The sequence below is a fragment of the Microcoleus sp. BR0-C5 genome (assembly GCF_036705045.1).
Lineage (GTDB): Bacteria > Cyanobacteriota > Cyanobacteriia > Cyanobacteriales > Microcoleaceae > Microcoleus.
Genome location: NZ_JAUBTR010000058.1, coordinates 19934 through 45541, shown reverse-complemented (window position 1 = coordinate 45541; position 25608 = coordinate 19934). Strand labels below are relative to the sequence as shown.

Annotated in this window: 8 protein-coding genes; 4 read left to right on the top strand and 4 right to left on the bottom strand. The window is 46.0% G+C overall.

Annotated features, from left to right (window positions below):
* The 3 genes from QUB08_RS23170 to ppsA all read right to left on the bottom strand — a co-directional run.
* Positions 1-4037, bottom strand: a 4037-nt coding sequence (locus QUB08_RS23170) for a DUF4347 domain-containing protein (RefSeq protein WP_333227494.1), incomplete at its 3' end; no start/stop codon positions are given.
* Positions 4038-5652: 1615 nt separating this feature from the next.
* Positions 5653-5973, bottom strand: coding sequence for a DUF6464 family protein (locus QUB08_RS23165; protein ID WP_333227492.1), 321 nt, complete (start codon positions 5971-5973; stop codon positions 5653-5655).
* A gap of 552 nt (positions 5974-6525) precedes the next feature.
* Positions 6526-9003: a phosphoenolpyruvate synthase gene (gene ppsA, locus QUB08_RS23160; protein ID WP_333227490.1), complete on the bottom strand. Its 2478-nt coding sequence runs from the start codon at positions 9001-9003 to the stop codon at positions 6526-6528.
* Between the two features lie 262 nt (positions 9004-9265).
* On the opposite strand from ppsA, the gene QUB08_RS23155 reads away from it, so the two are divergent.
* From QUB08_RS23155 to QUB08_RS23140, 4 genes are all read left to right on the top strand, one after another.
* On the top strand, positions 9266-9397 hold the full coding sequence (locus QUB08_RS23155) for a hypothetical protein (RefSeq protein WP_333227488.1): 132 nt from the start codon (positions 9266-9268) through the stop codon (positions 9395-9397).
* A gap of 510 nt (positions 9398-9907) precedes the next feature.
* Positions 9908-16399, top strand: a complete 6492-nt coding sequence (locus QUB08_RS23150) for a PAS domain S-box protein (protein ID WP_333227486.1) — start codon at positions 9908-9910, stop codon at positions 16397-16399.
* 266 nt (positions 16400-16665) lie between these two features.
* Positions 16666-17871, top strand: coding sequence for a hybrid sensor histidine kinase/response regulator (locus tag QUB08_RS23145; protein WP_445300949.1), 1206 nt, complete (start codon positions 16666-16668; stop codon positions 17869-17871).
* 682 nt (positions 17872-18553) lie between these two features.
* Entirely contained in the window at positions 18554-23575 is a 5022-nt protein-coding gene (locus tag QUB08_RS23140; RefSeq protein ID WP_333227482.1) for a PAS domain S-box protein, read from the top strand.
* A 362-nt stretch (positions 23576-23937) separates the two neighbouring features.
* Here QUB08_RS23140 and QUB08_RS23135 read toward each other — a convergent pair whose 3' ends face one another.
* On the bottom strand, positions 23938-25599 hold the full coding sequence (locus tag QUB08_RS23135; RefSeq protein ID WP_333227480.1) for a diguanylate cyclase domain-containing protein: 1662 nt from the start codon (positions 25597-25599) through the stop codon (positions 23938-23940).
* Positions 25600-25608 lie beyond the last annotated feature (9 nt).

Sequence of the window (25608 nt, the reverse complement as noted above, 5' to 3'; positions counted from 1 at the left end):
GCCGGTGTTGGTGGTGTGGGTGTTGGTTCCGGCGCGGGTGTTGGAGTTGGCGCCGGTGTTGGTGGTGTGGGTGTTGGTTCCGGCGCGGGTGTTGGAGTTGGCGCCGGTGTTGGTGGTGTGGGTGTTGGCGCGGGTGTCGGCGTCGGTATCGGTTCATTAAGGGGAATGAGAGAGACAGTGGCGACTGCCGCACTGGTGGCGCCGAGGTTATCTGTAGCGCTATATGTGAAGTTTGCCCCTGTGAAATTGCCGGATGCCTGGAAGAACAACTGGGTAATTTGCTCGGCTGTCAGGGTTTGACCTGCCGTGACCCGCACTCCCTGGCTGGGGTCGGCCAAGAACAGCGTGCCTTCATTGGCTGGCGGCAGGGTGCTGATGGTGAATGTAACCACTGTGCCGTCTGAGTCTCTGCCTCCGAGCCCGCTAATTTGGACAACGCTGTTGGGCGCTAGCGCTGCGTTGCTGCTGTAGGCTGATGGAGGTTGGTTGGGTGTGGGCGGCGCGAGTAAAATGGCGGTGGTGACAGTGGCTCTGGACTCGGAACCGTTGTTATTGCTGGGTTGGGGATCAAAAGTGGTCGATCGACTCTGGGAAGTATTGCTAATGCTGTCCGTCGCTGGAACGACTACTGTTACCTCGCGGTTGATGTTGCTGCCGCTAGTCAAACTGGGAATTGTTGGGAAGGTGACAACCCCTGTCACGGGGTCGTAAGTGCCGCCGTCCGATGCGCTGACTCCCGTTAAACCGGGAATGATGCTGTCTGTAATCACTACGTTTTCCGCAGCATTCGGCCCATTGTTTGCGGTAGTTATAGTATAAGTAACGGAACTACCAGCCAAAGCAGATGTGAGACCGCTCTTGGACGTAACCAGGTCGGCGCGGGCTGCCTCGATCAAGGTGATTACTCGCCCCCCCGCCTGACCGGGCACTGCGACTGTCGAGCCGTTGTTATTCGTCAAGTCCGGGTCAAAAGTGTCCGATCGACTTAATACAATATTGGTGATGCTCGTCAGGGTAGGCGGCGGTACAAAAATCAGGGTGCGGGTGACGCTGCTGCCGCTGGCTAAAGTCGCGATCGCTGGGAACTCGATCGCCCCTGTGTCTGGATTGTAGGTTCCGTCATCGGACACGCTGACATTAGTTAAGCCGGGAATCAAGCTGTCAGTAATGACTACGTTGGTCGCAGGACTCGGCCCGTTGTTGGTAGTAGTAATTGTATAAAGTAGCGTGTCGCCCACCTGGATGCTGGCCGGAGCTGTTTTTTGGGTGACAACATCGGCCACAGCCTCGATCGAGGTGGTGACGGTGGCGTTGGGGTTTGTACCGTTGTTGTTGGCCGGAGTGGAGTCGGGAGTGATGGAGGTACTTCTGGCCGTGTTGCTGATGGAAGTTAGAGTAGGCGGTACTGTGAAGTCGATCGTCCGGGTGACTGTCTCCGCGTTGCCTATTGCCACGGGCGCGAAGGTGACAATCCCCGTCACTGGATCGTAAACGCCACCGTTAGATGCCGTGACTCCGGTTAACCCCGGAACTATGCTGTCAGTGATGGTTACGGCTTCTGCAGGACTCGGCCCTAAGTTGACTGTGGCGATCGTATAGCTGACCGAACTACCGGCCGTAGCACTCGTAGAACCCGTTTTCGTGGTAACAATATCCGCGTTGGGCGCAATACTTGTCGTAACCGTAGAGTTAGTGGGAGTGCCGTCTTTGTTGGTTGTCGAGCCGTTGTTGTTAGTGGCGATCGGATCGAAAGTCGCCGAGCGGCTCCGGGCCGTGTTGCTGATGTCGGTACGGGTGGCTGGGGCAATGAAACTGACGGTGTGGGTCGCAGTAGCCGCATTGGCCAGCACCGTCAGTGCTGGGAAGGTGACAATGCCCGAAACTGGGTCGTAACTCCCCCCGTCCGATAGGCTGACTCCTGTTAAACCCGGAATAATGCTGTCCGTGATGGTCACATCGGCAGCGGGGTCTGGCCCCATGTTAGTCGTAGTCAATGTGTAGGCGACGCTTGACCCAGCCGAGGTAGTCACAGGCCCACTTTTGGTAGTAACTAAATCCGCGACTGTATCGACAACTGTGGTAAACACTACACCAGGCCCCTCGATTTGCCCTGGCGCGAGTATACCGCTGTTGTTGCTGAGGTCGGGGTCGAAAGTCGAGCTAGTGCTGAATGCAACGTTGGCAAAACTGCTACCGCTGGTTAAACCGGGCGGCAAATCAATAGTCAGGGTGTAAGTCAGAGTCTCACCCGCATTGAGAACCGGAATTAACGGCCAGGTGACAGCCTTGGTTTGGTTCACGTAAGTGCCGTTGTTGGAGGCACTGAGAACCGGGGGCAATCCGCCCGGAAGCAGCAGTTCAAAAGGTATTTCATCTTGAATCAGAACATTTGTAGCCGGCGCTGGCCCCTTGTTTACAGTAGTAATCGTGTAGGTAATGCTGCCTCCAGGCTTGACGAACTGCGGGCCAGTCTTGATAGTGGCAACCTCAGCGGCGATAGTGGGAGGATTGATAGTTTCAACTACCACGTTTTGAAGTTCGTGAATGTTGTTGGCGCCTCCTGTGGAACTGCCAAAACCAAATTTAAAAATTGGCGGTACTGGGCCGTTTTCGGTTGCCAAGTTGGGGATGTCGATCAATGTAGTTTCGTAGATGCCGTCGAATTCTTTATCGAAGGCAACGGTGAGGCGAGAGGGATTGACCGGATCGTTAGATGGATTCAGCGTAATTTGAACGGCTCTTTTGGCTAAATTGCGATCGCTCGTGAACGTATTGCTGAAATTAAAATTGTTGCCGGCAACAGGGCCACTAAAGTCAATGCTCGTAGGAATGTTATCGATGCCGAAGGGAACGATCGCATTTGTTAAAAACCGATAACCATTTGCTTGATTTCCTCTAACAGTCACCGAATCAGGTCTGAAAGAACCAATAGAAGAACCCGGAATCGGAGGTGGCTCAGGGCCAGAGCGCCCTTCTGTAGACGTTGAAAAATTGCCAAACTCGTCAAGCCCAATGCCTAAATAACCTCCCTCAATACCGGGTATATTCGTTCGTGGAGCGTAAGCCAGAGAACCGCCATAACCCCCAGTCCTTGTTGGGCTAACAGTGCCGTCAATCAAGAAGAAACCCAGCCCGTCCCCTGGCTGAGGGCTAATAAATGGTTGCGGAGAATTAAATTGCTGGCTTGAACCGTAAGAATAAAAATCAAACTGGACTCTGAGACCGTCCGTTGAAGGAATAGGATTGTTGTAGATAACAAAAGCTTCCCGAAGATTTACCGCAGGAGTTAATCGCAGAGCGCCATCGCCGGGACTCGAACCGCCCAAAGCCGGAAGTAAGCCGGATACAGTGCCTCCGGTAATGCCGGGGATACGTTGATTGGCTGCTGCAACCCCGTTGCTCGGATTGAACAGTGCCCCGTTGTTTCCCCCGTAAATCCAAGGCCCCCTAACTGTGGAGTTTTTGAAAGTTTCGTTAACTAATGTGCCGAGCGCGTAAGGGTAGGCTTCGAGCACTTCTTTTTCAATGGCGATTTTCGCCTTTATTTCCCCGGTCGCAAATTTTAATTCCCAGTCGCCACCGAGTGCCGCACTCCCCGTTAAGTTGTCGGAAGCTGCAATATCTGCACCGACCATCAAGCTCAGCCGCCGCACGAAGGCCTCGCCGCTTTCCCCCGCTGCGACGCTGCACCCGAATAACAAGATATCTCCTCTCTCGCTGAGGGCTTTTCCCCACTGCTGTAACAAATGGCTGTAGGTTTGTAAGTTGTCGCTGCAAAGTTCGATCGACCCTAGCTGCACCAGAGCTTCTCGACCGTGAGAAATTATCTGAAGGCTGTCTAAATCGCTGTAATTAGCCAAAATTCTAGTAATTTGCTCGACTCCATCCCGCGTCGAGTCCAGTACAAATACCTCTGTATCGGCTGTTGCTCCTCTTGCCAAGCTGTCACCGTTCTCTACTCTGGCATCGAGGAACAGTACATTTTTTATAGTCCGAGGGGGCAACCACGGGGGGTTTTCCCTTACGGTTGCTCGCAAAACTTCTCTGTGGGAATCCCCAATTCTCGTGCCGCCACGAAGTTTCTGGGACAGGAAACACTCCTCTATTTTTACTTGTTTTATTGATTTTTTATGATAATAAGTTGCTGTTGTTCGGGAGTTTGTGTCCGCAATCATTTCAGTGGAATCACATATTTGTGGGTTGAGAAAAATTGGTTTGTTGCAGATGCTTTGCATGGTCAAATTGGCTCACGAATTGTAGATGATGTACCCACTTCAAGATGATAACTATCACCTATTGACAAGGTTTAATTGCAGAGTAAGAGGCTCTGCTGCTTGACTTGGATCAAGAGCAAAAAGCAAATTTTACTCAGCACAAAGCAGTGCTATATAGATATTTGATAGCATTGCAAATATCGCCGGCAGAAGCGCTGAGGATTTGGGGTTTCAATCCCAATAATCTCTCTATCGGGTGATATTTTGCCTTCGGCTTTTTTCTTTTCTTTTAGGGAGTGTATCTGTTACACGCCTACAGCATTTCTCAATCTTGGTGAGGTATGCCCACGGAGGCCACGGAGGCCTATTCCCACGGAGGCCACGGAGGCCGCTTATCAAGCGTGCACCTCATGTTACTGAGAAAGGCTATATCTCTTACATCGCGCAGTAGATAATAACAGGAGTTCTCAAAAATTTACTTTATGAGGTTTTCTGTACATCGTCTAATGCACTTTATTTGCAGAGAAAATTCACTATTTCTGGACGTATAAACCTGGTTTGAGGGACTAAAAGACTTCTTTGTAGCCTTCGCTCCCGGTAAAAAACTCGGTTTCTTTGGTTTTGGCGCGCAAACCCTGTTCACAATAGCAACTAGACATTAATTAGGGAGTGATAGCCGTCACATAATTATGTCGGCCGTGCCCGAAGTGTCATTCAACTGAGATCTTTTACCATTCTCAATAACTCTTCTATGGGGGGTTCTCCTGCCCAGCCCATAAGCAAATTCACTTGTTGTGGAACAGGTCGGAAAGCCTATTCTTGAGAATGGTGCAACATATGAGATTCAATTGAAATTGGCATACCCTGTATCGACGAGGCGTCTTAAAAATTCATGACTTGGAGTCTGGAGATAGCAATCTAGGTTTGAGACTGTTTTGCTACGATCGCAAAAACAGATTATTGCCGCCCACAAGCAACTTCTCAAGTTGTCAACAACCGAGTCTTCGAGCTGGTTTCTGTTTAAGATAAATGCTCGGGACAATGTTTCGTGCAGAATTTTTCATGATGTTTTGGAGAAACTGATTTGGAGATTTGCCCCTGGGCTACTTACGATTTTTGTTGGCTAATTTTCTGAACGGCAGAGGTTACGCCCAGGAGACTATAAACCCAATTTATGCCTAGATTCCTCGCCGCCCAACCAAAATTTATCATCTAAACTTCGTTTCTGCTCGTAAGTCTTCAACTAGAAAAACACCTAACGCAATTCGCGTGTTATAGCAACTGTAACCAAGCAATAATGCTCGATTAGGTTTTAATTGCTGAGTTTGGGCGTGGGTCGTCCAAAACAAGCTTCAACAATAATCCTTACACTTAAGTACATCTTAACTCATTGATGATTACATCCGCAAATAGGCGTAGATACAAGCACCAATATAAGCTATATCTTTTCACCGCTAGCGTCAAGAGTTCTGGCTTGGTAGTACCTACAATCTTGACAGGGCCCAGAAGGATTGACAGCACAGCGAATGTAATTTGAGCGGGCGTTGTACTCGCAAGTGATATCGCCGATCGCATAACCGAGGCTTTGTATGTAAGTGCGATCAGCAGTTGGTAGTTGAGTTGGCATGGGTCTATTCGCTACCGCAAGTCGGGCCGCTGCAATTCTGTCGCTGGCTTGTCCCTGGGCAGAGCGCATCACCCACAAAGACAGTAGCGACGGAGCTAAACCTATGAAAATAATCAGGAGAGCAGTTAGCACTTTTTCAGAGCTTATGTGGAGAATATTAGTTTTGATTTAGGCGATGGCCAGAAAAAAATCCTCCTCGAAAAGACGGTTTTAAATAAGAAAAGTTCCCGATCAAGTCTCAAACTAGGCCGCCCCTGTGTTAACCGTTAGCTGGCGGCTGAGGATGGCGATCGCTGTTGGCGACACTTTTTTCGTAAAGCGCAGCGCCAGGGTTCAACAAAGCCAGAAGCGCAGATAGGATGTGATATTATAGCAATCCTAAATCATTTGTGAATTTCTTACTCCCTCCCCGCGAGTTCGGGGAGGGTTGGGGTGGGGTAAAAAATTTACGACTCCTGCAAGGATTGCTATATGTCAGGTCAATTACTAGCAATCAAATAGATTTGTAGTGACGAATGCAAGTCCTGATAAAAATTAGAGGACTTGGATTCATCACTACAAACGCGATATGGGTTATTTGACAGGACTAGATATGAGAAACCGGGTCTAGTTCAAAAACAACCAAGCCAGAACATGGGGCAGCTATTGTTTGAGAAACCCCGTTGCTCTCCAAAACCAAAACTGTTAAACCTTAGCAATATCCCCCGCTAAATCCATCAACGAACCCGCACCTTCCACCTTAGCAACATCTAACAAAGTCTTCAAAACCGAATCGGGATTCAAACTAATCGAATCAATTCCCAACTCAACCAAGAATCGAGCAAACTCAGGATAATCGCTGGGCGCTTGACCGCAAATTCCAATCTTGCGATCGTACTTCTTGGCGGCTTTAATGGCAATTGCTACCATGCGCTTGACAGCTTCATTCCGTTCGTCAAAAATGTGTGCGACTAAAGCAGAATCCCGGTCTAATCCTAATGTTAGCTGAGTTAAATCGTTAGAGCCGATCGAGAATCCGTCAAAAACTTGGGCAAATTCGTCAGCAAATATGACATTGCTTGGCAATTCGCACATCACATACACTTGCAAGCCGTTTTCGCCCTTGACTAAACCGTGTTTTGCCATCTCGGCTAACACTTTTCGCCCTTCCTCCGGGGTGCGACAAAATGGAATCATCGGAATCACATTTGTCAAGCCCATATCGTCGCGAACTCGCTTTAATGCTTTGCATTCCAAAGCGTAAGCTTCGCGGTAATTCGGGTCGTAATAACGAGAGGCGCCGCGCCACCCGATCATCGGGTTTTCTTCCTTGGGTTCAAACTGCCGCCCGCCCAAAAGATTAGCATATTCGTTGCTCTTGAAATCGCTCATCCGCACGATAACTGGATTTGGATAAAATGCGGCGGCAATTGTGGCAATTCCGTGGGCGAGTTTGTCGGTGAAGAAATCGGGTTTGTGTTGGTAAAGTGCTGTCAGTGCTGCAATTTCTTCCTTGACTGATTCATCCACCAATTCGTCAAAGTGAATCAGTGCCAGCGGGTGTGCTTTAATGTGATTGGCAATGATGAATTCCAACCGCGCTAAGCCTACGCCGTCGCAAGGAATGGCTGATAAACCAAAGGCTTCTTCTGGGTTCCCGACATTCATTAAAATTTGAGTGCGGGTGCGGGGTAAATTCTCGATCGCAGTTTCTTGAATTTCAAAAGGAAGCAAACCGGAATAAACTTTTCCTTCATCTCCTTCGGAACAAGAAACAGTGATTTCTTGCCCGTTTTTCAAGATTTGGGTGGCATCGCCGGTGCCGACAATGGCGGGAATTCCCATTTCTCTGGCGATGATGGCGGCGTGACAAGTGCGGCCACCGGAATTGGTGACGATCGCACTTGCTTTTTTCATGATCGGTTCCCAATCCGGGTCGGTTTTGTTGGTAACTAAAACTTCTCCTGATTGAAATTCAGCAATTCTGTGAACGTCTAAAATCACGCGGGCTTTTCCTTGTCCGATTGATTCGCCAACGGCGCGTCCTTTTGCCAAAATTGCACTGCTGCCTTGCAATTTGTAGTTTCGCAAAACTTTAGCAGACTTTTGAGATTGTACTGTTTCGGGTCGCGCTTGGACAATAAACAATTCGCCCGTATTGCCGTCTTTTGCCCACTCAATGTCCATCGGGGTATAAGTCCCGCGCACTTTAGAGTAGTGTTCTTCTATGATAACTGCCCATTTTGCTAGTTGGATAATTTCATCATCTTGTATGGCAAATTTATTTTTTTCTGCTGCGATTACGGAGACGTTTTTGGTGTATTTAGAACCGCCGATATCGTACACCATTTTGAGTGTTTTGCTGCCGAGGCGTTTGTCTAAAATCGGGCGAAAACCTTGTTTTAATGTTGGTTTAAAGACGAAGTATTCGTCGGGGTTGACGGTGCCTTGGACGACGTTTTCGCCTAATCCGTAGGCGGCGGTGACTAATACGGCGTTTTTGAATCCGGTTTCGGTGTCGATGCTGAACATGACGCCGGAGGATGCTAAGTCCGATCGCACCATTTTTTGGACGCCGACTGATAGGGCGACTTCAAAGTGGTCGAAACCCCGCTGTTGGCGGTAGGAAATTGCGCGATCTGTGAATATGGAAGCAAAGCATTTGTGACAGCATTCGAGGACGCCAGCGCAAGCTTGGACGTTGAGGTAGGTTTCTTGCTGTCCCGCGAAACTGGCGTCTGGTAAGTCTTCGGCGGTGGCGGAGGAACGCACTGCTACGTCTGTACTGTCGCCGTAGCGATCGCACAATTTTTCGTAAGCATCGGCGATCGCCGCTTGGAGTTCTCGCGGAAATGGTGTGTCGAGAATCAGTGCCCGCGCTTGCTTGCCTTTTTGTCGCAGGTTCTGCAGATCTTCTACGTCTAAATCGGCAAAAATTTCGCGCAATTTAGCTTCTAAGCCCGCTGACTGGATGAAGTATCGGTAAGCGTGTGCTGTAGTTGCAAATCCGTTGGGAACTCTGACTCCTTGGCCAGTTAATTGTTGAATCATTTCGCCCAAAGAAGCATTTTTACCGCCTACTAATGGGATGTCGGCGATGCCGACTTCATCAAACAACAATACTAAGGCTTTTTCTTTGGGAATTAAACCGGCTTTTTGATCAATTGCTAAATTTTCGATCATTGCTTTTTTCCTCTCCACTTCATCTCAGTTCGGTCAAAGGACAGTAAACAAAAGACAGTTTATTGGAAATTGTAATTTTGTTACAAAAATTCTCAAATTTTTTCCTAGGCTGTATCAACCGAGTTTTCGATTGCCTCTATTTCAATATTATCACTTTTTGGCTAAATAGCAAGACCTGTGGAGATATTTTATTTGATTGCAAAAAGTAAAGAAATCGCAGTAATGAGTTTATGTAAGGTATTATAAAAGAAGTGGTAAAAATATGAATAACGAAGATAGTTCCCACCGCTTTTTTTGCGTTGAGCGCTCATTGGTGTTGGGATATCGCTCGGATTGTGTTGGTAGCGGAATTGAAGGGCAACAAAGGGTGGGGTTCGATCGCGCGATCGGCTGAACCCGCCCAAAAAGCCGATACTTACTTTCCGATAGGAGTCGTGAGTCACCAAAAATAGGAGATTCTAGTTCAATCTCCCCGATTCATCTGTGGACTAAATCTAAAATCTAAAATCTAAAATCTAAAATCGGGTGACAGGGGCGATCTCCTCAAAAAATACTATGCAGCTTAGTTTCCTCCTGACACCGAGATTCTAAAAACCTTAAAAAATTTACCCCTGATTGCGTTAGCCTACTTAGAGGAAAAACACAATCGCATAGATATCAGATATTATATCATTTTCAATAAGCCTTTTAAGAGCTGGTTAGAAGAAACCCTCCCAAGAAAATTTACTCTTTCTGAAATGGGCCAGAAAGCCAGTTATTGAGAACCGTTCAACATCTAAGATAGAGTGCATTGTAATTGTTGAACCAAATAGTTTTCAACTGGGAACGGCGGATTTTGTGGCTATACAATTGTTTATATGCTATAATAGGTGGCTAAACTGCCTTATGACAAAAAACAAGGTATATGATATCAGTTTTGAGCCCACCCGCAAAGCGAAACGGCTTTAAAGTTCTTCTGGTCGAAGACAATCAAGCAGAAGCCGATCTGATTGAAGAATTATTATTAGAAACAAACGTCAGTAGAGCCGAACCCCAAAGGCTATCAGTAAGTTGTACAGACCGTCTCAGCAAAGCGCAGGAACTTTTGGTCAGCGAACATTTTGATGTGATTTTACTAGATCTTTCGCTGCCCGACAGCCAAGACTTAAGTACAATTGTCAAAATACAAGAATACAGCCTAAATACTCCGATTGTCGTATTGACCGGACGCAACGATGAAGAGCTTGCCCTGCAGTCAATCCAAGCCGGAGCTCAAGATTATCTAGTCAAGCGAAAAATTGACAGCGAAGTGTTAATTAGATCGCTTCGCTACGCAGTCGAGCGACAGCACAACCAAGAAGCTTTACGAAAAAGCGAAGAAAAATATCGCTCGGTAGTCGAGAATTCTCTCGTCGGAATTGCCATTCTCGCTCCTCCTATTTCCCCCTCAGCACCAGAAAAATGCGAGTGGTTGGAAGTGAACGATGCTTTGTGCGATTTACTGGGATACGAGCGCCAGGATTTTTGGCATGAGAATTGGGAAATGTGGGTTTTTCCTGAAGACTTGCAGCCTAGTTTAGAGCAGTTAAATAGAATTTTGGCAGGGCAGAGTGAAGGCTATGTTTTAGACCAAAGGTGGCGCAGAAAAGATGGAAGAACCGTTTATACTAGAGTTTACCTTCGCTGTATCCGCGCCCTAGACGGCTCGATAGACCGCCTGATTAAAGTAGTCTTGGACGTGAGCGATCGCTACCGTTACGAAGCTCAATTAAAAGCATCAGAAGAGTTTTTAAATCACACGATAAATTCAACTCCTGATCCAATTTTTGTCAAAGATGATCAGCACAAATGGATCGTTGTAAACGATGCTTTTTGCAATTTGATAGGAAAAAGGCGATCGGAACTGATTGGCAAGTCAGGATACGATTTTTTACCCCCAGCACAAGCGGCTTTTTTTTGGCAACAAGACGAGCAAGTATTGCAAAGAAGTCTGGCTCAGAAAACAGAAGAAATTTTTACCGATGGCGACGGTCAAGAACGCATTATTTCTACTAAAAAAACAGTATTTAGCAACGCAGATAATCGTCAAATGTTGGTGGGAACAATGCGAGATGTGACCGAATACAAACGCCAGCAAATTGCGTTGCAGGAAAGCGAAGCTCGATTTCAAATAATGACCGACAACGTGCCGGGAATGATTTATCAATATCGGCTTTATGTAGATGGTAAAACATCTTTTACTTACGTTTCTTCCGGCAGTTGGCAGCTCTACAATTTAAAGCCAGAACAAATAGAAGAAAATGCCACTTTGGCTTTTGCAACAGTTCACCCAGACGACATCTCAGGCTTGCAGCGATCGATGGCAACTTCAGCGGCGACTCAGCAAGCTTGGCAACACCAGTGGCGGCAAGTTATGGGAGATCGAGTGAAATGGCTTCAAGGCGCGTCGAAGCCAGAAAAGCAAGCCAACGGCGATATAGTTTGGGACGGTTTGGTGATGGATGTTACCGAATTGAAACAAACCCAGCAAGACCGCGATCGATTTTTTAATCTCTCGCTGGATTTACTTTGCATTGCAGGTTTTGACGGCTATTTCAAACGCTTAAACCCCGCTTGGTCTACTGTATTAGGTTATAGCAGTGATGAAATCTTAGCCAAACCTTTGATAGAATTCGTCCATCCAGAAGACCTAGAAATTACTGTAGCGGAATTAGAAAAACTTAAAAAAAGCCACCCCGTTATTAGCTTAGAAAACCGCTATCTTTGCCAAGATGGTACTTATAAATGGCTGTCGTGGACAGCATCGCCGTTTGCAGAAGAAGGTTTGATTTATGCAGTGGCCCGCGACGTTACATTTAGCAAGCAAGCTGAAGCTGAATTGCGTAAGAGCGAAGCCACTAACCGCGCTCTTTTAAATGCGATACCAGACATGATATTTCGCTGTCGGGCAGACGGCACTTTTGTAGATTTCAAGCCTGCCAAAGATTTCGATAATATCCTATCACAAAAATCACTAATTGGCAAAAAAGCACAAGACATATTGCCGGCTGCTTTTGCTGAGAAAATCTTGTCGGGCAATCAACAAGCGATCGACACTGGCGAGATTCAAGTCGTAGAATATCAAATGCCAGTTAATGGTGAACTGTACGATTTTGAAGCGAGAATTGTCTTCTGCACGGATGACGAAATTATCGCGATCGTCCGCGACATCACTCAACGCAAACGATCCGAGTCAGTCCTCCACAGGCAAGCAGCAGCAATGGCCCAAGCTTCCGAAGGTATCGCCATATTCAATGCCGCCAGAGAGGTGATTTATTGCAACGCAGCACGACTAAAAATCTACGGTTACGACTCTCTCGAAGAAATCTTAGATAAAAGTTGGAAAATGTTCTACCAAGGTGCAGAACTGCAAAGGTTCGAGCAAGAAGTCCTGCCGACTTTAGTGAATAAAGGTTCTTACAGCACCGAAGCAGTAGGATGCCGCCGCGACGGATCGAAAGTCCCTATAGATGTCTCGCTGACAATGCTGCCCGACGGGGAAATCATTTGCATTGTTCGCGATATTTCCCACAGAAAAAAAACAGAAGCAGCACTGCGGGAAAGCCAGCGGTTCGCTCAGCAAATTGCTGGGGCCAGTCCTAATATTTTGTATGTTTGTGACTTAATTGAAAAAAAAAATATCTATGGGAACGCTTCTATCTACCACATTCTTGGCTATACAGTAGAGGAGATTCAGGCAATGGGGCCGTGGATGATGTCAACTTTAATCCACCCCGAAGATTCAATCAAAATGCCTGATTATTTACAGCAAGTTGAAACAGGCAGCGAAGGGGATATCTTTGAAATTGAATACAGAATTAGGCACAAGGATGGTTCTTGGCGCTGGATGGTTAGCCGAGATACTGTATTTGCGAAAACAGCAGACGGTAAGTTAAAACAAATTCTCGGCACGGCAACTGATATTACAGAAAGCAAGCAAGCAGAAGATGAAATAAAGCTGTTGCTGGCAGCAACTCAAGCCATTAGTCAGTCGGCAGATTTTCACAGCGCCCTCCCAGAGATTCTGCGGTTGCTGTGCAATGCGATCGGCTGGAATTTTGCAGAAGCTTGGATACCGAGTGCGAATGGTACTTTTTTGGAACACAGCGAAACTTGGTACGCTAGCGATCGCGATTTAGATATGTTCGGCCGCGAAAGTAAAAAAATTAGATTCGCCGCCGGAGTGGCAGTACCTGGACGGATTTGGTCCACCAGAAGTGTAGAATGGATTGAAGATATTTCTTTAGCCAAAAATCATCTTTTTGCCCGATCGCAAATGGCGAAATCAGTAGGATTGAAAGCTTGTTTCGGAGTGCCAATTCACACTCGTTCAAAGGTGCTGGCAGTTTTAGTATTCTGCAAGCGCGATCGCTCGATTATGGAACCGCGTATTGTAGAGTTGGTCAAGGCTGTAGCGACTCAGTTGGGCGATCATATTCAGCGCAAACAAGCCGAAGAAGAATTGCGTAAAAGTGAAGAACGCTGGCAGTTAGTTCTCAAAGGCAATCAAGACGGAATTTGGGATCTGAATCTTCAAACAAATGAAGCTTTTCGATCGGCCCGCTGGCAAGAAATTATCGGTTACACAGACGGTGAAATCGACAGCACCAACAGCGCATGGATCGATCGCATCCATCCAGACGATCGCTCACGAGTGCAAGCAGCGATCCAAGGTTATCTCGATCGGCAAACACCCAATTACGCCGCCGAATACCGCTTGCAGTGCAAAGACGGTAGCTATAAGTGGGTGCTCGCCCGTGCTCAAGCAGTGTGGGACGCAGCCGGAAACCCTCTGCGGATGGTGGGTTCGATGACGGATATTAGCGATCGCAAAGCAGCAGAATTAGCTTTACTGCAGGTCACTCAAGCCGTCGAAAGTACCAGCGACGCGATCGTGATAGCCGACTTGAAAGGGCGGTCTATTTACCACAATCAAGCCTTCATTCAGCGCTACGGCTACACGGTGGAAGAACTCAATGATATTGGCGATATGACCGCGTTTTATGTCCGGCATAAAAATTACAAACAAATCTATAAAAGCCTTCGCCAAGGTCGCTCTTGGTGTGGCGAAGTTGCGCTGCAAACTAAAAGCTACGAAGCAGTAACTGCTCTGGTGCGAGCCGACAGTATTCAAGATATTAATGGTAATTCCATCGGCTTAATTGGAGTAATTACCGACATCACAAAACGCAAAGAAGCTGAACTGATTTTGCGGCAGAAGTTAAAGCGCGAACAGTTGGCTGTAGCCATGCTGGAACGCATTAGGTCTTCTCTCAATCTGGAAGAAATTCTTACCAAAAGTGTCGAAGAAGTGCGACATTTTTTGCAAGTAGATCGCACTATTATTTACCAATTTAATCCGGATTGGAGCGGGTTTATCGCTGTTGAGTCGGTTGCCGAAAATGTCCGACCAATTGTAGGAATGGAAATTTATGACCCCTGTTTCGGGGCAGCCTACGTTCCTCTTTACCAAGACGGCAGAATTAAAGCTATAGAAGATGTTCACAATGCCGGCCTGGCAGACTGCCACTTAGCTTTGTTGACTCGGCTCGATGTCAGAGCGAATCTGGTAGTGCCTATTTTGCAAGGCGAAAACTTGTGGGGGCTGTTAATTGCCCACCACTGCACGGGCCCGCGTCCCTGGCAGCAATTGGAGGGAGAGTGCCTAAAACAATTGGGGGTGCAGTTGGCGATCGCCATTCAGCAATCGATGCTATTTGAACAAGCACAAACCGAAATTGCCGATCGCAAACTTGCAGAAGCCGCCCTGCAATTAGCTAAAGAAGCCGCCGAATCCGCCAACCGCGCTAAAAGCGACTTTCTCGCTAACATGAGCCACGAATTGCGGACGCCTTTGAACGGCATTTTGGGATACATCCAACTGCTCAAAGTCGATAAAAACTTTACCGTCGATCAGCAGGAAAGTCTTAACAACATTCACCAGTGCGGCAACCACCTGCTGATGCTGATTAATGACGTTTTAGATCTCTCAAAAATCGAAGCTAGTAAAATGGATCTGTCGCTGACCAACGTGCATTTTTCCAGTTTTGTGAAAAGTATTATTGATTTGTTCCAGATGCGATCTGCTCAAAAAGGAATTGCCTTTAATTATGAGCAGATTTCAGCGCTTCCAGACGGCATTTTGGCAGACGAAAAAAGGTTGCGTCAAGTTTTGATTAATTTGCTCAGCAATGCCGTTAAGTTTACGAACAGCGGCAGCGTTACCTTCAAAGTCGGTTATGCAGAAAATTTCCCCAATAACTATCCTCCAACCAACTGCGAAAGTTCTAGTTTGACAGCGGAAATTGCCAATCCAACAATCAATTTGACCGCGAATATAGACGCGCAGCAAATGTCTAACCCGCCGCTGGGAACAACAGAAGCGCGCGATGTGATAACCGCAGACAATATCGGCCGTACCCCTACCCCTAAAATTCGCTTTCAAATCGAAGATACGGGCATTGGCATCGGGCAGAATAAATTAGAAGAAATATTTTTGCCTTTTCATCAAGTGGGCGATCAGAACAATTTCGTCGAAGGTACGGGACTGGGACTTTCCATCAGCCAAAAATTAGCCAAAATGATGGGCAGCCAAATTCGCGTCCAAAGTACCTCCGGCAAAGGCAGCATATTTTGGTTGGATCTAGACTTACCCGCAGTCGCGCAGTGTTCGGAACTTCCCTCCCGACAAGAAAAAAGGCGGCTTGTAGGTTTTATCGGCCCCCAGCGGAAAGTGCTAATCGTGGACGATCACGAAGTAAATCGCGCCATGTTGCACAGGCTGCTTTTTCATTTAGGCTTTGAAATTGCAGAAGCTACAGACGGCGAAGACTGCTTGCATAAAGCACAGGAATTTCTACCGGATATAATTTTAATGGATTTGCTGATGCCCGTAATGAACGGTTGGGAAGCTACCAAGAGGCTGCGACAGTTGCCGGAATTAAAAGATACGGTTATCCTTGCTTTGTCCGCTAACGTTTACGAGACTACCAAGCAAGAGAGCATACTTGCAGGTTGCGATAATTTTCTCACCAAGCCGATTCAAACTAACGAGCTTTTAGAATTATTGCGCCTGCATTTGAGACTAGAATGGGTTTACGAAGAAGGATCGCAAACCAGAAAGCGGACAGATCAAACTGCCAAAGCATCTTCTGAGATTGCGGCTGCTGACTCAACGATGGTGTCTCCGGCCTCAGAGTCAGTCTTGGCGTTGTTAAGATTGGCTGCAATGGGCGATATTGAAGCTATTCTGGAAGAAACTGCTAAACTCGAACATTCTGACCCGACATTAGTGCCTTTCGTTCATCACCTGCGCCAACTTGCTAAAGGATTTCAGCTCAAGCAAATTCGAGATTTTTTGAAGCAACATTTGTCCTAAAATTGACGGTAGCTAACAGACCACTCAAAATCAGTTAAATCTCGCGCCCTGGGTACCATTCTCAATCTGGGGTTCTGGCCTCCCGCGAAGCGACAACTTAATTCGCTTGGGCGGCCCGGACTCGCAGCCGGCTCCTCAAACGGTTATTGCAAATAGAAGCATCTAGGAAGCAACCGGGTTTCTAGAGCCGGCAAAAATTCATTGAATCCGATTTAACGTCACAACCCACAACTCAAAAATCAAAAATTTGAATGTTTCCATTGAATATGAACGATAAGAATTCCGAAAGAAGCATCATACTAATTGTCGATGACAACCAAACAAATCTTGACGTACTTTTCGAGTTGTTAAGGAATTACGGCTTTAAAGTATTAGTGGCTCTAGACGGCGAAAGTGCGATCGAGCAAATTGACTACATCCATCCAGACTTGATTCTTTTGGATATCATGATGCCAGGAATTGACGGTTTTGAAACTTGCCGACGCTTGAAAGCAGACCCGTCAACGCAAGATATTCCCATCATATTTATGAGCGCCCTTTCCGATACGCCTGATAAAGTAAAAGGCTTTCAGACAGGAGCCGTTGACTACATCACTAAGCCTTTCCAGCACGAAGAAGTTTTGAGCCGGATTCAAACCCACTTGACAATCCGCAGCTTGCAAAAAAAACTCGAAGAAAAAAACCTCGAACTTGCCCACCTCAACCAAAACCTTGAAAGACTTGTTGAACAAAAAACCAAGCAATTAATAAACCAGGAAAAAACAGCCATCATCGGACGTTTGACTCAGGGCATGGTTCACAATCTCAAAAGTCCGCTGCAAGTGATCCAGACTAGCGTCGATTTGATTGAAACAAAAGCCACACAAATTCAAGAAGACTCTCTGTTTAATTATACTAAGTATATTTTTCAAGCTGTCACAAAAATCAATCAGATCATGGATACTCTGATGATGAAAAGCCGAAACGAGCAAAAGCAAGATTTGCACCCGGTGAATATCAACGATTTAGTGCAGCGAGAAATTCAGCTATTGGAAGGCAACCTGTATTTTAAAAATAAGATTAGAAAAAAATACTTTTATGACGAAGAAATTGCCAGCATTCCCTTAATTTATTCCTATCTTTCTCAAGTATTTTATAATTTAATCAATAATGCAATGGATGCTATGTGGGAAAAGAAAAGCAGAGAAATAACTATCGTGACTCGGCAAGACGACTCGAACATATACATGGATATTGCAGATACGGGATGCGGCATATCATCTGAAGATTTGTCAAAACTTTTTGACCCTTTTTACACATCAAAGCCACCTAAAGGCGAGGAAAAAACCGAAGGCGAACCGACAGGAACGGGTCTAGGACTTTATACTTGTATTGAACTTTTAAAACCTTTTAACGGTGAAATTGCTATTAGCAGCAATGTCGGTCAAGGCAGCGTGTTTACAGTTGTGCTGCCCAAGCCGCAGCAAAATTGAGCGACTCAACTGAGTAAAATTGTGTCCGGTTAGACAACCGTAATTAAGTTTGTAATTAGGTTTGTAGCAAAAAATGCAAGTCTTGGTTCCTCGATCGAGAGAGGACTTGTATTGCTCAAAACAAACAGGCGCTAATTACGCGCAATTAACCGGACACAATCTCAGGCCGTATCTTGTAAATCAACGGTAATTCTCCTAGCTTAGTAGTAATACCATTTTAAAAAAATAATGCAACTTTAGGCAAGCTTTAAACGGCAATTTATAATCTAAAGTTTCAAAGGCTATCAGCAATGCAAATCCTGATTACTCCGCGCTCTTTTGACTTGCCTCTTGCTATTCCCCTGCCAAAGGTTGTAAATTAAAATAGAGTTGAGTTGCAATATGGGTAAGAGGATAATAGTTTTGGGCCACTAGGTTTGGGGCGAGGCGGAAAACTTGCAGCGAACAACTCAATTCTACAAATAAATCTGCGGGGTTTGCAAGCACACAGCGCACTCTAAAGGCTGCGCTTCAAGTTCCCCAATCATGAGCTAGGTAGCTGCATCCGCTGCTGAGATTTTATAATTACTAAAAAATAGCAAAAGGATACCAGTAAAAAAAATGCCACTGTACGCAAGAACCAAACCGCGATAGTCATCAGTCATTCCAAATCTCCAATCTCAAATCTAAAATATAAAATGGTATGACATCTGTTTTTGAGTCCACTTTAACGCCTGGTTTAAAAATTCTTTTAGTAGAAGACTGTGCAGAAGATGCAGAACTCATTCAAGAACTGCTGTCTGAGGGCCAACTAGGACAATCAATTGATGTCACCAATGTAGTCCGCCTCCGGGAAGCGATAGAAATTTTAAGCGACAAAATTTTTGATGTAATTTTATTAGATCTTTCACTTCCTGACAGCCCAAAATTTAATACTTTTTTCCGACTTCAAGATTGCGGTATAAATATTCCGATCGTCATTCTGACAGCGGCCGATGAGGAAGAACTGGCTGTCGAGTTAATTGCCGCCGGCGCCCAAGATTATCTGGTGAAAAGACAGGTAGACAGTCGGCTGCTGGTACGGACGCTCAGGTGCGCGATCGCCCGCCAGAAACGGCAAGCAGAATGGCAAAAAAGTCAAGAAAAATACCAGCAGGTTGTTGGCAATATCAAAGAAGTAGTTTTTGAAACAAATACTGCGGGCAATTGGACTTTTCTCAATCCGGCTTGGACGGAAATTACCGGATTTACCGTGGATGAAAGCTTAGGAACTTCCTGTTTGAGTTACATTCATTCTGAGGATCAATACCAATATTTAAATTCGTTGACAGGTTTGAGCGAAAATCAAGAAACATCCAATTGCTATCAAATTCGATATCTTACAAAAAATGGCGAAATTCGGTGGGTAGAAGTGCAAGAATTTTTTATTTGGGGCGGGAACGGCGAGGCGCAGGGGACGACAGGAACTATCAACGATATTACAGATAAAATTTTAGCACTTTCCGAACTCGAAGCTAGTAAAAAGTTTTTAAATCATACAATCGATGCAGTTGCAGACCCACTTTTTGTCAAGGATGAACAGCACCGCTGGATACTGTTAAATGATGCTTTTTGCAAGCTAATCGGAAAGCAGCGCAAGGAACTCCTGGGCAAATCGGATTATGACTTTTTCCCAAAACAAGAAGCTGAGATTTTTTGGTATACTGACCAACAAGTGTTTAGGACGGGGAAAGAAAACGAAACCGAGGAAATATTTACAGACGGCAGCGGTACAAAGCACATTCTGTCTACTAAAAAAACTGTCTTTGAAAATACCGACGGCCGTAAAATTCTCGTGGGGATAATTCGAGATATCACTGAGGATAGGCGCAAACAATTAGCGCAGCAAGAAAGCGAAGCTAGACTTCGGCAACTTGCTGCCAATTTACCGGGAATAATTTATCAATTTCGTCTCTCAACCGACGGCCAAAAAAGTTTTCCTTATATTTCTTCTGGCAGCCGCTATTTATTTGAATTGGAACCAGAAAATATTCAGCAGAATCCTCAACTACTTTTTGATTTTATTCATCCAGATGATCGTCAAAAATTTGAAGAATCTATTGCTGTTTCTGCAGCAGATATGCAGCCCTGGCAGCAGGAATGGCGCGCGATTGTACCGTCGGGAAAACTTAAGTGGATGCAAGGCGGTTCGTCGAGACCGGAACGAGTTGATTGTCCGACGGAAATAGGGCAGGAAGGGGATATAGTTTGGGAAGGCATGGTGCTGGATATTACTGATTTAAAACAGGCAGAAGCAGCTTTGCGGGAGAGCGAATCCAGATTTCGATCGCTCGTTGAGAATATCCCCGGCGCTATCTGCCGCAGCTTGTACGATGCTGATGGGACGATGGTATTTATTAGCGATGAAATTGAGGTAATTAGTGGGTATCCTGCTGGGGATTTTATTGGCAACAACCGCTTGAGTTTTGCGACAATTGTCCACGATGCCGACAAGGAAATGGTCGATCGACAAATCAGCGCAGCAGTAGAGTCGAAACAGCCGTACAATCTAGAATACCGGATTGTTCGCGATGACGGGGCGGTGCGGTGGATGTCGGAAAGAGGTAGGCCAACTTACAATCTAGAAGGGCTAGTTTTGTGGCTCGACAGAGCGATTTTTGATATTACCGATCGCAAACAAGCCGAACTGACTCTATGCCTAGTAACTCAAGCTGTAGACAGTGCTAGTGATGCGATCGCGATCGCAGATTTGGATGGTTATTCCGTTTATCACAATCAAGCATTTATTCAGCGCTACGGCTATACAGTTGAGGAACTAAATAATGCCGGCGGTCCAGCAGTAATGTACCCCAAATCTCAAGATTTGAGAAAGTTATTTAAGGTGCTGCGGAAAGGTTTTTCCTGGGAAAATGAAATTGAAATAAAGAGTAAAAATGGCGATATCATAGAAACTTTTTTGCGAGCTAACTGCATTAAAGATAGCGCTAGTCAACCGATAGGAATGATAGCCATAATTGCCGACCTCACAGAAATAAAACGCACCGAATCGGCATTAAAACTAAGTCAAGAGCGATTGCAGTTGGCGGTTTCAGGCAGCTCTTTGGGGCTGTGGGATTGGAATATAGCTACTGGCGAAACTTATTTCGACTTTCATTGGAAATCAATGCTAGGCTATGCAGAAACCGAAGTTGAAAACAACCTCAAAGGTTGGGAAAGTTTGCTGCATCCCGAAGACCGAGGGAAGGTAATGGAATGTTTAAATTCCTATTTGGAAGGTGAGACTGATATCTATGAATTTGAATTTAGGATGCTCAACAAAGCGGGCAATTGGCAGTGGATTCTGGCGATGGGCAAGGTAGTCGAGTACGACGAATGGGGTGCGCCGTTGCGGATAACAGGCACTCACAAAGATATCAGTGCCCGCGTTGCAGCAGAAGCCGAAAAAACGCAGTTGATCGCATCTCTGCAACTACTTGCCGAACAGTTGCAAGCAGCGCAAAAAATAGCCCGCATCGGCAATTGGGAATTCGATAGGGAGGCAGGAGTTATTACTTGGTCGGAAGAACTGTTTCGAGTTTACGGCCGAGAATTGAATCGACCGCCGACAATGGAAGAACTTTTAGAGCAAATTCATGCCGATGACAAAGAAAAGTTTGCAGAAGTTGTACAAGAAGCAGTGACTGAAGGGACAGCTTACGATATCGACCACCGCATCTATTTTCCATCAGGAGAAATTAGGCACGTTAACGCTAAAGGACAAGCTATTAAAAATGAGTTTGGTCAGGTGGTGCGGCTGTTTGGCACGGCAATGGACATTAGCCATCGCAAAAAAGTAGAAATTGCTTTACAAGAAAGCGAACAGCGATTTCGCGCTGTATTTGAACAAGCGGCAATCGGCATTGTTAAAGTGTGGCGCGATGGTCAATTTTTGAATGCAAATCAAGGGTTTTGCAATATTGTCGGATACTCTGACTTAGAGCTAAAATCGCGAAATGTTGGGGATATTTCTCACCCTGAAGATGTAGCGGCAGATGTCGAGTCGCGCGACAGACTGTTAGCTGGGGAAATTTTTAATTATTCCATTGAAAAACGCTTTATTCGCAAAGACGGTTCATTTGTTTGGACTAATATGACTGTATCTTTAGTGCGGGATGGGTTTGGGGAACCTAGCTATGTAATTGCTGTGATTGAAGATATTAGCACTCGCAAACTTGCCGAGGCTATCTTGCGCCAGCAATTAAAGCGCGAACGCCTGGTGGTAAAAATGCTGGAACGCATTCGCTCTTCTCTCAATTTAGAAGAAATTTTGACAAAAGCTGTTGCTGAAGTACGGCAATTTTTGCAAACAGACCGGACAGTTATTTATCGATTTAATCCCGATTGGAGCGGTTTTATAACTGTCGAGTCGGTGGGCGAAAATTGGCAGTCGATTCAGGGAATAACTATTAAAGATTCCTGTTTTGAAGACAGCCATGCTTCTGCTTACGAAGACGGTCGCGCTGTACCTGTAGATGATATTTACAAAGCTGGTCTTTCCCAGTGCTACATTAATTTATTAGGTCAATTTCAGGTGCGAGCTAATTTGGTAGTGCCGATTTTGCAAGGCGAGAAGTTGTGGGGGCTATTGATTGCCCACGAGTGCGCGGGCCCCCGCCTCTGGCTGGAAATTGAGGTCGAGTGTCTCAAACAAATTAGCGTGCAGTTGGCGATCGCGATCCAGCAATCAATGCTGTTTGAGCAAGCACAAAGTGAAATTGCCGATCGCAAACAAGCCGAGTCAGCTTTGCAGGAATCGGAAGCGCGAGAACGTTCAAAAGCGCTAGAGTTAGAAGCGGCTATTAACAAACTCCGAACGACTCAAGCTCAGCTCGTTCAAAATGAAAAAATGGTGAGTTTGGGTCAGTTAGTTGCTGGTGTTGCTCACGAAATTAATAATCCTGTTAGTTTTATTCACGGTAATCTCAATCCGGCTCGCAATTACACTTTAGATTTGCTGGAATTGATTAAAGTTTACCAGCATTACTGTCCTAATCCTCCCGCCAAAGTCTTGGAGAAAATTAATGAAATAGACTTGGATTATATTGCTGAGGATTTCCCGAAATTGTTTAATTCGATGCAAGTAGGAACCGAGCGAATTGTCGAGATTGTGAAATCGTTGCGTAATTTTTCCCGATTGGACGAGTCGGCTGGGAAGTCGGTTAACATTCACGAGGGAATTGATAGCACTTTGATGATTTTGCAAAATCGGTTAAAATCTCACAGTAGTCATGGAGAAATTAAGATAGTTAAAAATTACCAAGTATTGCCACAAATTGAATGTTTTCCAGGCGAGTTAAATCAGGTATTTATGAATATTTTAATTAATGCGATCGATGCTTTGGAAGAACGGGACAAGCAGCGTTCGATCGAGGAGTGCGATCGACATCCCAGCACGATCGCTATTCGCAGTTATCAGGTGGCTGCCGGCTTCGTAGCGGTATCGATTGCCGACAACGGGGGGGGGATACCAGAGTCAGTGCGATCGAGGCTGTTTGACCCGTTTTTCACGACTAAGCCTGTGGGCAAGGGTACGGGTTTGGGATTGTCGATTGCTCACTCGATTATTGTCGATCGCCACGGCGGCAGATTGAGTTGTATTTCGACACCGGGAGAGGGAGCGGAGTTTTTGATTGAAATTCCAGTGCTGCCGAATTTAACAGGTAGGAATTCAAAGTTGGGGCAATAAATTAGCAATTGGTAATTAGAAATTGGGAAGGGGAAATGGGTAATCTCTCACATTTTGCACCATTCTCCGGAACAGGCAAGATGCCTGTTCCACAAAGACTGAATTTTCTTGTGGAACAGGCATCTTGCCTGTTCCTAAACAACTAATTGAGAAGGCTGCAACATCTCAGTAATATCAAATACCGTAATATCTGAATTATACTCTGCAAGTGAGAATTCTCCTTACTCCAGGTCACTCGATCGCATTCCGCTGGCAGTGCAGTCAGAAAATTATTATTACGATGCAAAGGTCAACAATATGAGCTGGGAGTTGTGAGTGGTGAGTGAAAAATCAAACACGATCTTACAAATTACCTTCAACTTTTACATAAAAATCGGGGAAGATTCCGAGTTATTGCTAGCGTGACAAATGCGATTTTTGCCTTCGGTTTTGGCTTGAAAAAGGGCGCTGTCAGCACTGCGAATTAGGGTGTGGGGAGATTCCTGGGCAGAAGGAATCGCTGTCGCAATGCCGCAACTGAGGGTAACGTAGGGGCCGATCGACGATCGCGCGTGGGGCAGTTTCAAGCTGGCGATGCCGTCGGAAATTTTCCGGGCGACAGCATTTGCCCCTTCGGCGCTGGTGTTGGGCAGCACTAGGGCAAATTCTTCGCCACCGTAGCGGGCAGTCAAATCCCCAGCCCGGTTGGTGACTCTGGCTATCGCCCCGGCAACTTGGCGCAAACAATCGTCCCCGCCGAGGTGCCCATAAAACTCGTTGTAAAGTTTAAAAAAGTCGATGTCAAACATAATTAAAGACAGCGGTAGTTCCTCTCTGGCCAATCTGCGCCACTCTAAGCTCAAAACCCGATCGAACTGGCGGCGATTGGCAATGCCAGTCAGTCCGTCAGTAGTGGCCAGTTGCTGCAATTTTTGATTGGCTATTGCTAGCTTGCGGTAAAGTTGAGATTGTTCGATCGCGATCGCCACTTGATTTGCCAAGTGCTGTAAAAAATCTATTTCCCACTGCTGCCATTCCCTGACACCGCTGCAATTGTATGCTGTCAGCATTCCCCACAAACTATTGCCATTTTCTGCGATCGAATCCGGCAAACTTTTCCCCTGCGCCTGCGGTTTGCCACTCGCCTGGTGCCAGATATCATTTTCCGCTGCATCTTGATTGTTCTCGACTTCCCAAACAGTGGCTTCTTGTGTTTCTTTTGCCGTTTCCCAGTCGCCTGATTGCCAAATTGGTACGCTGATAACTGCTGCAATTTCACAATCTGCCAGCAATTCTTTGCAACTGCCAGCCAAGGGGGCAGTGCTGACATCTGCTATTGCTTGTACCGACTGGGATTCTACCAAAACAAAGCATGACACCGCCAAAGCAGCACTAATATTTTGGTTTTCAATATAACCTTCTGGCAAACCGTCACCGGCGACAATCCCACCTTTTTTCTCTTCCCCGTCCAATTCAGACACCCAATCCTGACAGCGATAAATTAAAACGCGGTCTGTTTGGAGAAATTGGCGCACTTCTGCGACGGTACTTTGGAGAATGCTTGCCGGATCTATTGACGATCGAATATGTTCGATCATTTTGCCCAACAGCCGCTGTCGGAGAGCCTGCTGCCGCAATTGTTCTTCGATTTGCTGGCGTTCGATCGCATAATGGATTGCCCGCACCAGCAGAGTTCTGTGAAATCTTCCCTTTACCAAACAATCTTGAGCGCCCCAGCGCAATACTGAGCGGGCAATATTTTCATCGCTGATATCTGTCAGCACCACAATTGGCAATGTGGGCCATCGCCCTTTCAAAACTGCGATCGCCTCGCTTCCCTTCAAACTGTCTGACACTGACAAATCTAATAGTACGGCGTCAAACTTGTCTACTTCCAGACGCCCAACTCCTATCTCCAGAGACTTAACTGTTTGGAGGAGAAATAGAGACTCGCTGAATGACCCTAGAAGGTCTTCGATCATTGTCGGATCTCCGAGGTCATCCTCAACCAACAAAATTTTCAGACATTGGTGACGTGTTAACACAACTATAGC

What these genes read in the sequence shown, in the direction of transcription:
- QUB08_RS23150 (WP_333227486.1), top strand. Translation starts at nt 9,908, where the DNA reads ATGATATCAGTTTTGAGCCCACCCGCAAAGCGAAACGGCTTTAAAGTT.
- ppsA (WP_333227490.1), bottom strand. Translation starts at nt 9,003, where the DNA reads ATGATCGAAAATTTAGCAATTGATCAAAAAGCCGGTTTAATTCCCAAA.
- QUB08_RS23155 (WP_333227488.1), top strand. Translation starts at nt 9,266, where the DNA reads ATGAATAACGAAGATAGTTCCCACCGCTTTTTTTGCGTTGAGCGCTCA.
- QUB08_RS23140 (WP_333227482.1), top strand. Translation starts at nt 18,554, where the DNA reads ATGACATCTGTTTTTGAGTCCACTTTAACGCCTGGTTTAAAAATTCTT.
- QUB08_RS23145 (WP_445300949.1), top strand. Translation starts at nt 16,666, where the DNA reads ATGAACGATAAGAATTCCGAAAGAAGCATCATACTAATTGTCGATGAC.